Source organism: Streptomyces sp. SID14515 (genome assembly GCF_010548505.1).
Taxonomy (GTDB): domain Bacteria; phylum Actinomycetota; class Actinomycetes; order Streptomycetales; family Streptomycetaceae; genus Streptomyces; species Streptomyces caviscabies.
The window spans coordinates 1-13,478 of sequence record NZ_JAAGMH010000053.1; the positions used below are offsets into that span (position 1 = coordinate 1).

The window sequence follows — 13,478 nt, forward strand, 5'->3', positions numbered from 1 at the left end:
CCGCCGCGCCGGTCTTCCCACCGCCGCCGCCCTCCTCACCGCCCTGTGCGCCTCGGCGGCCCAGCGTGATCGCGATCTCTTCGGCCGTCTGCTCCCCGCCGACACCGACGGCTTCGCCGCCCACTGGCTGGCCGCCGCCCGCTACACGGCCGCCGTGGCCGAATCCCTGTGCTCAGCGGCCTGGGATCCGACCACGTAGGGCACACCGTGTGAACGCGGGTGTCAGAGCCGTTCGATACGGCCTGTTCACCGAACCCGTGGTCACCGACTCGGGGCACGGCGGCGTCCGCACCTGGGTCCTCGGAGCCGACGGCCGCCTCTTCACGGTCGGCGATGTGGCGCCCGGCGGTGTGGGGCGCGCCCTCGGCGTGGCCGACCGGGCCGTGCGCCTGGGGGACAGCGCGCTCACCCACCGGGAGCTGGGCCGGGCCGGCCTGGCGGTTTCGGGGGCGACGGTCTCGCCGGACGGCAGACTGGGCGCAGGAAAGGGCGTGAAGGCCGTCACCGCCCGGGGTGCGGCGTGGACGGAGCCGCCGCTCGCCGCCCTGTGGGAGACGCCGCCGGCCGAACAGGCCGCGCGCGCCCTGCGGTCCACCTCCCGCTACGCGGACCCGGACGGCGGTGGCAGCGATCTGCTCTTCCTGGACGTCGAACTTCTCGGCGCGGTACGGGAACCGGGCGGCAGCTGTCTGCTCGCGCTGTGCGAGGGAGGCGTTCCCGTCCGGCTCGCCGTCGCCGACGACGACCCCGCGCTGGCTCACCGCGACAACATGGCACTGCTGGCCGCGGCGCCGGGCGCCCGGCTGAGGATCATCGGCCGCCTGGCTCCCGCCCCCCACCCCCGGCTCACCCTCCTCGCGTGCTCGCACCCCACCGGCGAGGGCACGATCGACCTCGGCCTCGATCGTCTGCGCCGCGCCGACCTCCCGGACCCGGCCGCCCCCGCGCACCTCGCCCCGCCGCAGCCCACCGGTTCCGGCGGGCCATCGCCCCTGTACCTCCTGGAGCGCCGGGTCGAACAGACGGTTCCGGCGGGCCGCGCCGCCCTCGGCATGCTGGGCGACGTCACTGCCGAGACCTCGCGGATCCGCCGCGCCGGTCTTCCCACCGCCGCCGCCCTCCTCACCGCCCTGTGCGCCTCGGCGGCCCAGCGTGATCGCGATCTCTTCGGCCGTCTGCTCCCCGCCGACACCGACGGCTTCGCCGCCCACTGGCTGGCCGCCGCCCGCTACACGGCCGCCGTGGCCGAATCCCTGTGCTCAGCGGCCTGGGATCCGACCACGTAGGGCACACCGTGTGAACGCGGGTGTCAGAGCCGTTCGATCCAGATGTTGCGGAACCTCGGGTTCTCACCGGGGTCCCCGTGGTCCTGCAGTTTGATGTGGCCCGGGGCGGGGCCCTCCGGGCGGCCCGCCCCGGTCGGTCCGGCGATGGCGACGTTCCTGTGCACCAGCTTGCCGTTCCACCGGAGGGTCACCCGCGCGTCCTCGACCTTCTTTCCGTCGCTGTCGAAGCGAGCCGCCCGGAAATCGATGTCGTAGCTCTGCCAGGTGCCGGGCGCGGTCGCCGCGTTGACGTCCGGGGCCTTGCGCAGGTAGATCGCCCCGGCGTCGTCCTTGGCGGGTACGTCGACCCCGAAGGACTCCAGCACCTGGAGCTCGTACCGCTCCTGGATGTAGACCCCGCTGTTGCCCCGCGCCTGCCCGGTGACGTCCCCCGGGTAGTCCGGCTGGTACCACTCGGCGTGCATCCGGAAGTCGCCGAACTTCTCCTTCGTACGGATGTCTCCCCCCAACGACTCCATGGAGCCGTCCGCCACCGGCCATCGCGCCGGACCGCCGTCCTTGGACTCCCAGGCGTCGAGGTTCGTGCCGTCGAAGAGCGTGGTGCGCTTCGTCGGGGTGACGGTGAGGTTGTCGAGGTTCACATGGCCGTCGTCCTCGGGCTCGTAGGCGTAGGTGATCGTGTTCGCACCCTTGCGCAGGGGCACCGACTCGACGTGGGTGGCCCAGGTGTTCCAGGCGACGGTGGAGTCCAGCCAGATCTGTTTGTGGCGCTCGCCGTTGACGTACAGGGTCATCGACCGGGGCTTCGGCTCCGGGTCGGAGTTCTGCCCGTTCGCGTACCGCAGGGCGAGGTCGTGCTTCCCCTTCTTGTCGGCGCGTACGGCGAAGGTGGTGCGGGAGCCCGGCTCCCAGTTGTTGTCGATGAAGCCCGCGCCGGAGTACCCGGAGTGGTTGTCGTTGAACTTGGTCCCGCCGTCCAGCGAAGCGGACTCCGCCTCGTACACCGGCGGCGCCTTCGAGCCGTCCGGCAGCGTGTTGAGGGTGTACCAGGCCTCGGTGCTCCACAGCTCCGCGCCGTTCTCCGCGGCGAAGGGGCGGGGCGACTGCACATGCACCACCCGGCCGGGGCGCAGGCCGTCCATCTTCAGCGTCACGGTCCTACGGTCCTCGGAGAGCGTCGCCGAGGTCACGTCGAGGGTCTCCTCGTCGACCTTCGGGCCGCCGTACCGCGGGGTCGCCACATAACGCCACTGCTGCGCCTCGTACTTGGCCGCCAGGTCCTCGGCGGTCTCCTCGGAGAGCGGCTGGGTGTACGCGATCTCGAAGCCGCCGTCGATCGCGCGCATGGCGCGCATGTCGAAGGCCTCGTCACCGGTGAGCGCGAGCTTCTGGAGGCCGAACTTGAGCTTGCCCTCCTGGCCCCAGTTCCCCGCGTCGCCGATGCCGCCGGCGTAGATCGCCCCGTCCGGGCCGAGGCCGATCCGGTTGACCCCGGCTTCCAGGCCCTGCGTCATCCGGAACACCGCGCCCTGGTACTCGCCGCCGACCTTCTCCAGGAACGCCCGTTGGAGGCCGCCGTAGGTGACGTCACCGAACACCATCTGCCCGGCGAAGGGGCCGTCGGGCAACTGGATCGGGTTGCTGGGGGAGTTGGAGATCTCGCCGTGCGGCAGCCACAGCACGGGCTCGGTCACCGGCTGGTCGTCGTAGACGCCGTCCGGGTTCGTGTGATGGTTGTAGAAGGCGCCCTGCTTGATCCGCACCAGCTTCGACGTCGGCACGTACGCGCCTTGGTTGTCGGTGGCGAAGATGTCGCCCTCCGGGCCCCGGCCGAGGCCGTTCGGCGTACGCAGCCCTCCGGCCACGTAGGACACCTTGCCGGTCTTCTTGTCGATCTTGAGAGTGGAGCCGCGGTCGGGCACGTTCTGCGGGTCCTGGGTCGCGCCGCCGGGAACCATGGCGATGCCCGTGCTGACGTAGAAGTGCCCCTTCTCGTACAGCAGCCCGAACGCGAACTCGTGGTAGTTGCCGCCGAACGGCCAGGTCGCGATCTGGCGGTACTCGTCGGTGACCTCGTCGCCGTCCTTGTCGACCAGCGCCGTCAGGCCGTCCTTCTCGGACACGTAGAGGGTGCCGTCGACATACTTGAGGCCCATCGGCTCCAGCAGGTTGTCGGCGACCAGCTTCTTGGTCACCTTCGACGGGTCGGTGGTGCCGGTGACGTTGTCGAGCAGATACACCTGCCCGAGCTCGCTCTCCCTGCTGCCGCCCCAGGTGCTGACGGCCAGCCGGCCGTCCGGCAGCCAGTCCATGCCGGTGACCTGCGGTTCGAAACCGTCGGGACGTAGATCGGTCAGCGTGTAGTCGGGGTGCACGCCGGCCAACGGCAGGCCGTCGCCCGGCGATTCGTCGATGCCCTCGCACAGCTTGCGGCCCGGCGAGGTGACCCGGGTGACGTCGGCGTCGGTGCTCAGCACCGAAGTGGGTACGACGGTGTACGCGTCCGACCCGGGCGGCCGCCACTCCAGCAGGAGGCGCTGGTCGTACTCGCCGTCCCAGTGGTCGATGCGCAGTGCGTGGTGGCCCTCCGTCAGCTCGGTCGAGCCTTCCTTGGGCTGGGCGCCGTGCTTGCCTCCGTTGTCGATGATCTCCGTGCCGTCGATGATCAGCCGGGATCCGTCGTCACTGGTGATGCGGAAGTCGTACGTCCCGGCCGACTCGACGTTCAGGTACGCGGTGACCTCGGTGACGAACTTGCCGCTCAGCCCGAAGTCCTCGGCGGTGGTCCAGTCGATCGTCGGCTTCAACTCGTCGACGTTGGGCGTCTGCCCCGGCTTGAGCGTGCAGAAGTCGTCCAGAGCCATCTGTACGTCGAACACCCGCATGGTCACGCCCGGTTCCTGGGGCGGTATGTCGGGGGGCTGGGCGGCGGCCTGGCCCTGGGTGAGGGACACGAGGAACAGGGCTGAGACGAGTACGGCCAAACGCCGCATGGGCCTTCCTCCTTGAGGGCCGAGGCAGCCGGCGGTCCAGTGGCTGACGGGCTGCCGTTCACAGTGAAGGGCAGGCCCCACGGAAAAGGCAACGGGTCCGCAAGCGCTTTCTGTCTATCGTTGGAAAGTCCATGGAGAGGAGATTGCTCAACTCGCGCCCGAGTGGGCTGGTGGAATGGAGAAAGCGCTTGCTTCTAGGCGGCATCTTTCTGGGTCGCCGCCCAGCGGGGCGACCTCAGGGGCTGCTCCGGTTCCTGCTTCTCAGGTGTGGCGCCGAAGTCAGGCGCCGCCCTTCCGGCGGCGTGCGCGCTCGAACTCGGCGACATCCGACATCCAGCGGCCGTGCGGTCCGAGCGCGGCGCAGCCGCCCCGGACGAAGGCGCCGACCAGCTTCCGGTACCCGCCGATCCCGTCGACCAGGCTGTACTCGACCCGGTACTCCGGATCAGCCCCGCCCACACCTTCCCGCACCGTGGTGACCCGGGCGATGGAGTCCGCGTAGAAGTGGAGCTGGATCCCTTCACCCATCGCCTCGTCCTCGATGGTGAACACCTCGTTGTCCGCGGCGGAGCGATCGGCGACGAACTCCCAGAACTCCGCGGTGGCGGTGCGGGCGCCGCCCGAGAGCCACTTCTTCTCGACGCCCTTGTCGTCGGTGAACGACAGGGCCGTCTTCTTCGCACTCCCGCCGACGTCGGCGCGCTCCCCGGCAGCCTCCTCCTCGTCCTCCATGGGTGCGCTCCTGGAGCGGCCCGCGGCCTCCGAGCACATCAGGAAGCTCACGGTACGCACCGCGTCATCGGCGAGCGCGGGGTGCGCACGGCGTACGGCCGCGTCGACCGCCGCCGCCATCCGATCCCAGTCGCGCTTGTCCGTGGCGCGCTTTCCCCGTCGCGGATCGCGGCCGATCCGCATCCTGGCGCACGCCTGCTCCGCGGTGCTGATCACCCGCATGACCTCGGGCAGCAGTGCGGGGTCGACGGCGCCGGGCGTCCGCTTCGGGACCGTCGAACCGTGCAGATACTGGCCCGTGTACCGCAGAATCGCGGCGTCGAGCGGACCGAGCACGGTTCCGCGCTCGGCGCGACGGCGGTTCGCGGCGTACTTCTGGGCCCGTTTGCCGTCGGCCGTCTCCGTCGCCGCGCGCATCGCCGCGCAGACCTGGCCGCGCTCCAGCAGATCGATGTCCGCCCCATGCGCGATGAGCCGGCCCCTGTCCCACCGGATGCTCCGGAAGAGCGCGTCGACGTCCGCGGCCGGCGAGAAAAGGATCGGATCCAGCAGCGCGACGGCGGCGCTCTCGTCCAGCCGGCCCCGGGTGCCGGCGGCGTCGCACAGCGGAAGAACCGCGCTCCACAGCAGCAGATGCCTGCCCAGATCCTCCCGGATCACCCCGAGATGGGCTTCCTCGATCGGGAACGTGAAGGTGCGGGGATCATGGTTGGCGTCGGCCCCGGCGCCCAGCATCAGCTTCAGTCCACCGTCCTCGCGGACCACGTTCGGGATCCAGCCGCTTTGACGGGTGAAAACTATGTCGTTCATGGGCCCAGTCTTCCGCACCGGGCGAGGCCGGCCTTCAGGGCTTCCTGGCCACCGCGCCGTACATGGCGATGTCCCGGCCGTCGATGGCGCTCTGCTCCGGACCGGGGCGCCAGGTGTGCACCTGGGTGACTCCCGGATCCTGCAACTCCAGCCCGTCGAAGAACGAGGTGGCTGTCCGCAGGTCACGCAGGACGAAGGGCATACCTTGCTGGCGGTACTCTTCCGCCACCCGGTTGACCTCCTCCGGTGCGAAGTCCGCGGTGCCGATGGTCATGGCCAGATAGCTGCCGGACGGCAGCGGATCCAGCAGCCTGGTGATCAGGCGCCGGTCGTCGGGCGGCAGGATGAAGTGCATGATGCCGATCACCATCAGGCCGACGGGCCGGTCCAGGTCGATCAGATCCCGGAACTCCTGGCTGTCGAGGATGGAGTCGGGGTCGTGCATGTCGGCGTCCACGTACGCGGTGGCGCCCTCGGCCGAGCTCTGGAGCAGGGCCCGCGCGTGTGCGAGCACGATGGGGTCGTTGTCCACGTAGACCACGTGTGACTCCGGCGCCACCTCCTGCACGACCTGGTGCAGGTTGGGAGGGGTCGGCAGTCCCGTACCGATGTCGAGGAACTGGCGGATGCCGCACTCCTCGGCGAGGAAGCGACCGGCGCGGTGCATGAACCGGCGGTTCTCCATCATGTGGACGGGCAGGGCGGGCCAGTGGCGGCACATCGCGTCGCCGGCTTCGGCATCGACGGGGTAGTGGTCCTTCCCGCCCAGGATGTAGTCGTAGACCCGGGCGGAGTGGGCCCGGGAGGTGGCGAGTCCGCTCTGCCGGTCGTGGGGGGTACTCATGCGAGGCCTCTTTCGGTCAGGTACGGCTTGTTCGACGGTATATCGCGGTGTCGGGCGCGCAAGCGAGGCGGCCGGGCGGGATCACGCCCGGCGGCCCGGGCCGAGGTGACACATCCGGCTTGCGCACCTCGTCGACGGACTACTGGCCCGACCGGGCCTGCAGCGCGATGACGGCGATGTCGTCCCGCCGGTTCTGCGCGGGCGGCAGGAGCCTTCGGATCAGCGTCGCCAGGGGCACCCCCGCCCGCACCAGGGCTTCGGTGCGCTCGCGCAGGCGCCCGAGGTTGTCGCCGATGTCCGTGCCCGGTGCTTCCACCAGCCCGTCGGTGTAGAAGACCAGGGTGTCGCCCTCCCGGATGACCATGTGGAGATCGGTACGGGGCAGGGCGTCGGTGACGCACAGCGGAGGGTCCGGGGCCGTGAGGTCGTGCAGGTACCGCGGCGGCGCGTCGCGGGGGATCAGCAGCGGCGGCGGGTGACCCGCGTTGGACAGGGTGACACGCCAGACGTGAGGGGCCAGCCGCCGGATGACCGCGTGCACCGCCGTGACCATCGACGGCCCGTCGAGCGCCTGCACAATGCGGTCGAGCCGGCTCAGGGTGACCGCCGGGCTGGCGGCCGGCCCGCTGTCGTAGGCGAGTCCTCGCAACAGGCTGTTGACGCGGCCCATCGCGGCGGCCGCGTCCAGGTCATGGCCGGCGATGTCGCCGATGGACAGGGCGAGCGAGTCCGCCGAGAGCCTGACCGCGTCGTACCAGTCCCCACCGACTTCCGCGGCCGAGTCGGCCGGATGGTAGAGAGCTGTGATCGAGATGCCGTCGACGGCCGACGGAGGAGCGAGGAAGGACTGCTGCAGGGCGAGAGCCTTGTCGCGGATTCTCTGCAGCTCCATGGTCCGGCGCAGGGGCCCGCTCATCTGCTGGAAGACGTCCTGCAACAGGTTCAGTTCGGCCTCGTCCGGCGGCGGGTTCCCCCGGCAGGTCGTCGTGGTCGCCAGCGCGACGGCCCGGCCGTCCACCACGACCGGAAGCAGCGCGACGCTGGTCGCACCGGCTTTGCGCAGCCACCGTACGGACGCCTTCGAGAGGCCGTCCTCGGGAGGCTCTCCGGGCGGGAAGGTCAACAGGCGGGCCTCCTGGCTCTCGATGACCTGCCGTGGGGTCGCCCCCCACAGGATGTCCCTGTCCAGCGGGTACAGGGACGGCAGCCCGGGCGCCAGCCCCACGCTCTGCGTCGATGCCGCGGACGCGGCGCCCTCGGGCCGCCCGTGCCCGGGCCCGGGCTCGCCCCGTACGTGGAAGACGGCGACGGCATCCGCGAGTTCGGGGACGACGGCGGCCGCGGTCGTCAGGAACGCCTCGGACAGGTTGTGCGCGGCCGGTACCGCCGCCATGCGGGCCAGCAGCTTCTCCCGCATCCGGATACGCCAGTGCTCCTCTGCGTCGGCGGCCGTGCCGACCCATTCGGTGCCGCCTTCCTCGTCCAGGACGGGCACGGCGATGATCTTGATGTGGCGGAAGCGGTCGGGGGCGTCCTTGAGCCGCACCCGTACCACCGTGTCGAGCGGAGACCTCTCCTCGGTGGTCCTGCGCCAGGCCCGCCGGAACCAGTCCCGGTCCTTCGGATGGACGGCCTCCATCCAGGACGTCCCGCCATCGGGGTGCCACAGCCTCTCCGTCATGCCGCTTCCCGCCGGAAGAGTGACGACCCCGTCGGCGGACAGCACCCAGACCGACTGCGGCACGGCGCTCATCAGCGCCGCGTAATGCCGGAGAAGACGTTCTTGGTTCACCGCCCCCGCCTTCGGTGTCCGCCCGACGGCGGTACGGCCGCGGACGGCGGCAGCGCCGCTTCGTAGGGCCTCGGGGCGAGGGCGTGGCTCGCGGCGCGGACACGGCGGACCGGCGCCGTACGCCGGCACACCGGGTCTCTTTCGCCACTCATGTCCCGATCATCTCCCGTATGCGGGACGGCAGCACGCCCTGACCGGCGAGGGCCTGCACGCCGTGCCACGCAGGGGAGTGCCCGGCGTGCACCTACGTCGACGGTCCTGCGGGAGAGGCGTTCAGTGGTCGTCCCAGTGATCGCCGTGCTGGGCGTGCCGATGGCCGTCGTGGACGTAGTCGACGTGGTCCTCGTGCGGTACGGCGACGTGGCCGCAGTCCGTTCCGTGCCGGTGCTCGTGTCCGTCGTGCACCGTGTGCGACGGGTTCACGCACTCGTCCGCGTGGTCCTCGTGCACCCGGTGCAGGTGCCCGTCGTGCGCGTAGTCGATGTGGTCGTCGTGCGGGATCGCCACGTGGCCGCATCCCGGGGCGTGGGTGTGCGTGTGCGCGGGGTGAGGGTGGTGCGCCGTGGTCGTGGACATCTCGCTGACTCCTTCGCGGGTGGCGCGGGACTGTCCGCGGAGGCGCCCGGGCGGACATATCCGGCTTTTCTCGCAGTCTAAGTCCGCCCCGGTGCTGCTGCCCGCGGGCGCGCTGCACGAGGAGCAGGCGAGGAGCGAGCCCCCAGGACACGTGCTCCTCGCCCGACTCGATGTCGATGGCCGACGGCTGAGAACCCCGTCGACCGGACTGTCGGCCGACGGGGTTCACCTGCGGAGAGGGGCCGGACCGGGCGATGCCGTGGCTGCGACCACCGCCCGGTCCGGAGATCAGGGGCGCGCGGTGACCATTTCCTCGTGTTCGCACGCGTCGTCCAGGCCGTGGGTTTCCCATTCCGGGAAAGGGTCGGCGGCCGTGCGCCACGACTCCTCCTCGGACAGCAGGCACCGGGCGAGGGCCGCACGCAAGGCGTCCTCGCGCAGCTCCGTGCCGATGAAGACCAGCTCCTGGCCCTGCGTGGCGCCGGCCTCGCGTGCCCCGGAAGGCTCGAAGCGGGCGACGGAGCCGGCCTGTGACCACAGTCCGGTCACCCTGGGCCTGCTGGAGAGCCAGAAGAAACCCTTGGAGCGCAGGACCTGTCCGTACCGCCCGCTGTCCAGATCCTCGGTGACGAACGCCCACAGGCGGCCGGGGTGGAAGGGGCGGTCGGCGCGGAACACCGTGCTGGAGATGCCGTACTCCTCGGTCTCCGGCGTGTGGTCGCCGTTCAGCTCCCGGACCCAGCCGGGAGCCTGTTGGGCCCGCTCCAGGTCGAAGAGGCCGGTGCCCAGCACGTCGCTCAGCTCCACGCGGCCCCGCGTGGCGGGCAGGAGGCGGGCCTCGGGGTTGAGGCGGCTGAGCGCGGCGCCGAGCCGTGCGCGCTCTCGCTCGCCCACCAGGTCCAGTTTGTTGAGCACGATGACGTCGGCGAACTCGACCTGGTCCATCAGCAGGTCGCTGACCGTGCGTTCGTCGTCCTCGTACTGGTCGAGGCCCCGCTCGGCAAGCCCGTCGCCTTCTGCCAGCTCGGTGAGGAAGCCGGCCGCGTCGACCACGGTGACCATGGTGTCGAGCCGGGCGAGGTCGCCCAGCGTCGCCCCGTCGTCGCGGGGGAAGGAGAAGGTCGCGGCGACCGGCATCGGCTCCGAGATGCCGCTGGACTCGATCAGCAGATAGTCGAAGCGCCCCTCGCGGGCGAGCCGGTCCACCTCTTCGAGCAGGTCGTCGCGCAGCGTGCAGCAGATGCAGCCGTTGGTCATCTCGACCAGGCGCTCCTCGGTCCGCGAGAGCGTCGCATCGCCCTCGCGGACCAGCGCCGCGTCGATGTTGATCTCGCTCATGTCATTGACGATCACCGCCACGCGCAGGCCGTCACGGTTGCCGAGGACATGGTTGAGCAGGGTGGTCTTTCCGGCCCCCAGGAAGCCGGACAGCACGGTTACGGGCAGGGGGTCCCGCGCCATGAGGGGTCAGTCCTCGGGGCGCAGGAGGCCGCGCTCGTAGGCCTTCGCCAGCCGCTGCGGCACCCGGTAGACGGAACCGTCGACCGTGACCGGCACCAACTGGGGCGTCACCGCCTTCCACTGGGCGCGGCGGTGACGGGTGTTGCTGCGGGACATCTTGCGCTTCGGGACTGCCATGGGACCACCTCTGTCGTCGGTGTGGAAACGCTACATGAAAACGATAGTCAACACCAAAAGCGGCGTCGGGCTCACCGGGACGGGGTGGGCGGCCGGCCCCGATCACGCCAACTCCCCCTTGTTGGCAGGGAGGTTGGCGAGGGATGTGGCGGCTTCATCCTGGGGCGGGAATGGCTGACGCAAAGGAAACAAACTTTGTCCACTTGCTGTACAAAGCCCCTTGGTGGGCGTACTCAGGAGGGGTGGCACCGGCCTCCGGGCCGACAGGCTCAGCCGGTGCCGGCCTGCCTACCGGCTTCCAGGAAACCGAGGTTCAGCATGCGGATCGACGGGAAGGGCGGAACCGCGCCCGCCGCACTTCTCATGTCCCTGGCGATGCTGTCCGCCGGCCTCCTCGTGGGCGGAACGCCGACCACCGCTTCGGCGGCGCCCGTGGAGGTGTGCAACACGTACTGCGACGCCCGGGACCCGTCGTCGAGCCCCGGCGACCGCGTTCCCGTCACCGCCGCAATCTCCTCGCGGACCGTCGCACTGCACTTCGACGACGCCGACGGGATGGGCTGGGGGTCCATCGACAACGGCGGTCCGGGCGACCGGGTATGGCTGGACCGGTCCATGGACGGCGGCCGTACCTGGGCGTCCGGCAGCCGCCTGGGTGACACGGCCGTGCCCGTCGGCGGCAGCGGCTGGCGCACCCAGATGTACAACGTCGACGACTGGAACACCCAGGGCATCGGCGCGCTCCGCGCCTGCGGGCAGCCGGCCGGCGGCGGCATCGCGTGCACCCCCTGGGCCCGGACCACATGGAACGCGGACAGCAGGAGCACCGCGGCCGCCACCGCGCTGATGATGTCGTACGACCGGGACAGCAAACTCTTCGGCGGCGACGGCTGGTGGACCAGCGCCAACGCGCTGACCGCGCTCACCGACAACATCAGGACCAGCGGCATGGGCAGCTACGCGTACGCCTTCGCCGACACCTACGCCAAGAACATCGACGCGAAGGACGGACAGTTCCGGAACGAGTACCTCGACGACACCGGGTGGTGGGGCCTGCTCTGGATCAACGCCTACGACCTCACCGGCGACCGCCGCTACCTCGACACCGCGCGGGCCGACGCGGACCACATGAACGCGAACTGGAACGACACCTGCGGCGGCGGAGTCCGGTGGAACACGAACGGGAACTACAAGAACGCGATCACCAACGAGCTGTTCATCCAGCTCAACGCGGCCCTGCACAACCGCACCCCTGGTGACACGACCTATCTGGACCGGGCGCAACGTGGCTGGAACTGGTTCCGGGAGAGCGGCATGATCAACGAGGACCGGATGATCAACGACGGCCTCGACGACTCCTGCGCCAACAACCGCCAGCCGACCTGGACGTACAACCAGGGCGTCGTCCTGGCCGCGCTGACCGAGCTGCACCGGGCGACCGGAGACACCGGCCTGCTGACCACCGCCCGTTCACTGGCCGACGCCTCCACGGTCGGGCTGGAGTCCGGCGGCGTACTGCGCGAACCGGGCGAGGACGACAGCTGCACGAGCGACGGGGCCTCCTTCAAGGGCGCCTACGTCCGAGGACTCGGCCAGCTCGACCGCCAGTTGCCGGACCGTCCCTACGCGGCGGCCATCGAGCGCTGGGCCGACAGCGCCTACGAGCACAACCGCAACGCGCTCGACCAGTACGGCCCGCACTGGAGCGGCGGCAGCGGCACGACCGACTACGGCTGCCAGCACAGCGTCCTCGACCTGCTCAACGCGAACGCCGGCGGCTGACTTCGGGCAGCCGCCGCGGCACCTGGTCCGGCGCCCGGTTGCACCGGCACGCTTCCACGCCGTCAGCGGTGCATGGACGGCGATAGCCGGAGACGGCTTGACTCTGTTGACCATGAGGGCCCGCCAGCTGAGCAGCCCGGATACTTCTGTTCCGGTCGTCGAGCAGTCGACCGTGACTGCCAAGTATCGGGTAGCCATCCGTTTCTTCTGCAGGCAGTTGGGTCTGGCCCGGGTTCAACTGTTTGCTCACCGAGCAGACCGGGTCTGCCCCTCTCCATCGGCATCTCCGCCGCGCATGCTCACGACAGTCAGGCCCTCAAGCCCTGGTGCGGGGTATCGCGCCGATGCGCTCCCGGCGTGGACGGTACCGACGGGGTCGGCCAAGCTCCATGGCGACAAGAGGGATGACCGCGACCACCCGTGGCGATGCATGCGCTCGCGGAGCACTAGTTCGCGGTCCGGCTAGAACATCTGCGTGTTACCCAACGCCCGGGGGAGACGGCTGCGCCGTGGTTGGAGTGGCTGGCTGAGCCAGCCGCGCGCCCACTCGCCATTTCACCCTCGTCTCAGCAGAATTGCTCGCTACGATCGGCATTTCCCTAGCGGTTGAGGAGAGTTATGAGCGACCGCCCCGTACACACGGTGGAAGTCCCTCTGGGCGATGGCAGCGACGATGTCGTGCGAGTCCAAATCCGAGAGGTGGACGAGACGCTCGTCCGAGTGGGGCGAGGAGGCCGCTCCATAGCAAGGGCCGAGCGGTCCTTCGGAGAGATGCTGGACACGGTGCGCCCAGTGGCGGAGAGCTTCGTGGGGCGATTCAGCGGGCTCGCGAACGCGCCGGACGAGATCACACTGGAGTTCGGGGTGTCTCTGTCGGCCGAGGCGGATGTGGTCATCGCCAGCACAGCTACAGCGGCCAATTTCTCCGTGAGCCTGACCTGGAACAAGAGCGACGAGGGAAACTCCGGCGAAGCCGCATCACGGGTCGGCTGACCGGGTCCGCGGTGTGGGCACGGTGAAACGGA

Annotated in this window: 9 protein-coding genes and 2 pseudogenes; 4 read left to right on the forward strand and 7 right to left on the reverse strand. The window is 70.3% G+C overall.

Annotation, left to right across the window (positions count from 1 at the left end):
• Nucleotides 1-199 (forward strand): annotated as a pseudogene (locus G3I54_RS09815) (hypothetical protein); the annotation flags it as partial.
• Nucleotides 200-236: 37 nt separating this feature from the next.
• Nucleotides 237-1,286, forward strand: a pseudogene (locus tag G3I54_RS09820) (hypothetical protein); the annotation flags it as partial.
• A gap of 23 nt (nucleotides 1,287-1,309) precedes the next feature.
• Here the strand turns inward: G3I54_RS09820 and G3I54_RS09825 are convergent.
• From G3I54_RS09825 to rpmF, 7 genes are all read right to left on the reverse strand, one after another.
• Nucleotides 1,310-4,279: a family 16 glycoside hydrolase gene (locus tag G3I54_RS09825; RefSeq protein WP_164613144.1), complete on the reverse strand. Its 2,970-nt coding sequence runs from the start codon at nucleotides 4,277-4,279 to the stop codon at nucleotides 1,310-1,312.
• A 279-nt stretch (nucleotides 4,280-4,558) separates the two neighbouring features.
• Nucleotides 4,559-5,821, reverse strand: coding sequence for a DUF6357 family protein (locus G3I54_RS09830; protein WP_164613146.1), 1,263 nt, complete (start codon nucleotides 5,819-5,821; stop codon nucleotides 4,559-4,561).
• A 34-nt stretch (nucleotides 5,822-5,855) separates the two neighbouring features.
• Nucleotides 5,856-6,665, reverse strand: coding sequence for an SAM-dependent methyltransferase (locus G3I54_RS09835; RefSeq protein ID WP_164613148.1), 810 nt, complete (start codon nucleotides 6,663-6,665; stop codon nucleotides 5,856-5,858).
• 139 nt (nucleotides 6,666-6,804) lie between these two features.
• On the reverse strand, nucleotides 6,805-8,457 hold the full coding sequence (locus tag G3I54_RS09840) for a SpoIIE family protein phosphatase (RefSeq protein ID WP_164613150.1): 1,653 nt from the start codon (nucleotides 8,455-8,457) through the stop codon (nucleotides 6,805-6,807).
• A gap of 273 nt (nucleotides 8,458-8,730) precedes the next feature.
• Entirely contained in the window at nucleotides 8,731-9,033 is a 303-nt protein-coding gene (locus tag G3I54_RS09845; protein WP_164613152.1) for a hypothetical protein, read from the reverse strand.
• A gap of 288 nt (nucleotides 9,034-9,321) precedes the next feature.
• The gene (locus G3I54_RS09850) at nucleotides 9,322-10,494 is read right to left on the reverse strand and encodes a GTP-binding protein (protein ID WP_164613154.1); all 1,173 of its coding nucleotides are present in this window, start codon (nucleotides 10,492-10,494) and stop codon (nucleotides 9,322-9,324) included.
• A gap of 6 nt (nucleotides 10,495-10,500) precedes the next feature.
• A complete protein-coding gene (rpmF, locus tag G3I54_RS09855; RefSeq protein WP_164613156.1) occupies nucleotides 10,501-10,671 on the reverse strand; it encodes a 50S ribosomal protein L32 in 171 nt (56 codons plus the stop codon).
• A 375-nt stretch (nucleotides 10,672-11,046) separates the two neighbouring features.
• Here rpmF and G3I54_RS09860 point away from each other — a divergent pair, with 375 nt between their 5' ends.
• Entirely contained in the window at nucleotides 11,047-12,453 is a 1,407-nt protein-coding gene (locus G3I54_RS09860; protein ID WP_164613304.1) for a glycoside hydrolase family 76 protein, read from the forward strand.
• 618 nt (nucleotides 12,454-13,071) lie between these two features.
• Nucleotides 13,072-13,446 carry a CU044_2847 family protein gene (locus G3I54_RS09865; RefSeq protein WP_164613158.1) on the forward strand — a complete coding sequence of 125 codons (375 nt, stop codon included), beginning with the start codon at nucleotides 13,072-13,074 and terminating at the stop codon, nucleotides 13,444-13,446.
• The last annotated feature ends 32 nt before the right edge of the window (nucleotides 13,447-13,478 follow it).

Excerpts from the sequence above, each read along its gene's own strand:
- G3I54_RS09825 (WP_164613144.1), bottom strand. The coding sequence starts at position 4,279 with ATGCGGCGTTTGGCCGTACTCGTCTCAGCCCTGTTCCTCGTGTCCCTC.
- G3I54_RS09830 (WP_164613146.1), bottom strand. The coding sequence starts at position 5,821 with ATGAACGACATAGTTTTCACCCGTCAAAGCGGCTGGATCCCGAACGTG.
- G3I54_RS09835 (WP_164613148.1), bottom strand. The coding sequence starts at position 6,665 with ATGAGTACCCCCCACGACCGGCAGAGCGGACTCGCCACCTCCCGGGCC.
- G3I54_RS09845 (WP_164613152.1), bottom strand. The coding sequence starts at position 9,033 with ATGTCCACGACCACGGCGCACCACCCTCACCCCGCGCACACGCACACC.
- G3I54_RS09850 (WP_164613154.1), bottom strand. The coding sequence starts at position 10,494 with ATGGCGCGGGACCCCCTGCCCGTAACCGTGCTGTCCGGCTTCCTGGGG.
- rpmF (WP_164613156.1), bottom strand. The coding sequence starts at position 10,671 with ATGGCAGTCCCGAAGCGCAAGATGTCCCGCAGCAACACCCGTCACCGC.
- G3I54_RS09860 (WP_164613304.1), top strand. The coding sequence starts at position 11,047 with ATGCTGTCCGCCGGCCTCCTCGTGGGCGGAACGCCGACCACCGCTTCG.
- G3I54_RS09865 (WP_164613158.1), top strand. The coding sequence starts at position 13,072 with ATGAGCGACCGCCCCGTACACACGGTGGAAGTCCCTCTGGGCGATGGC.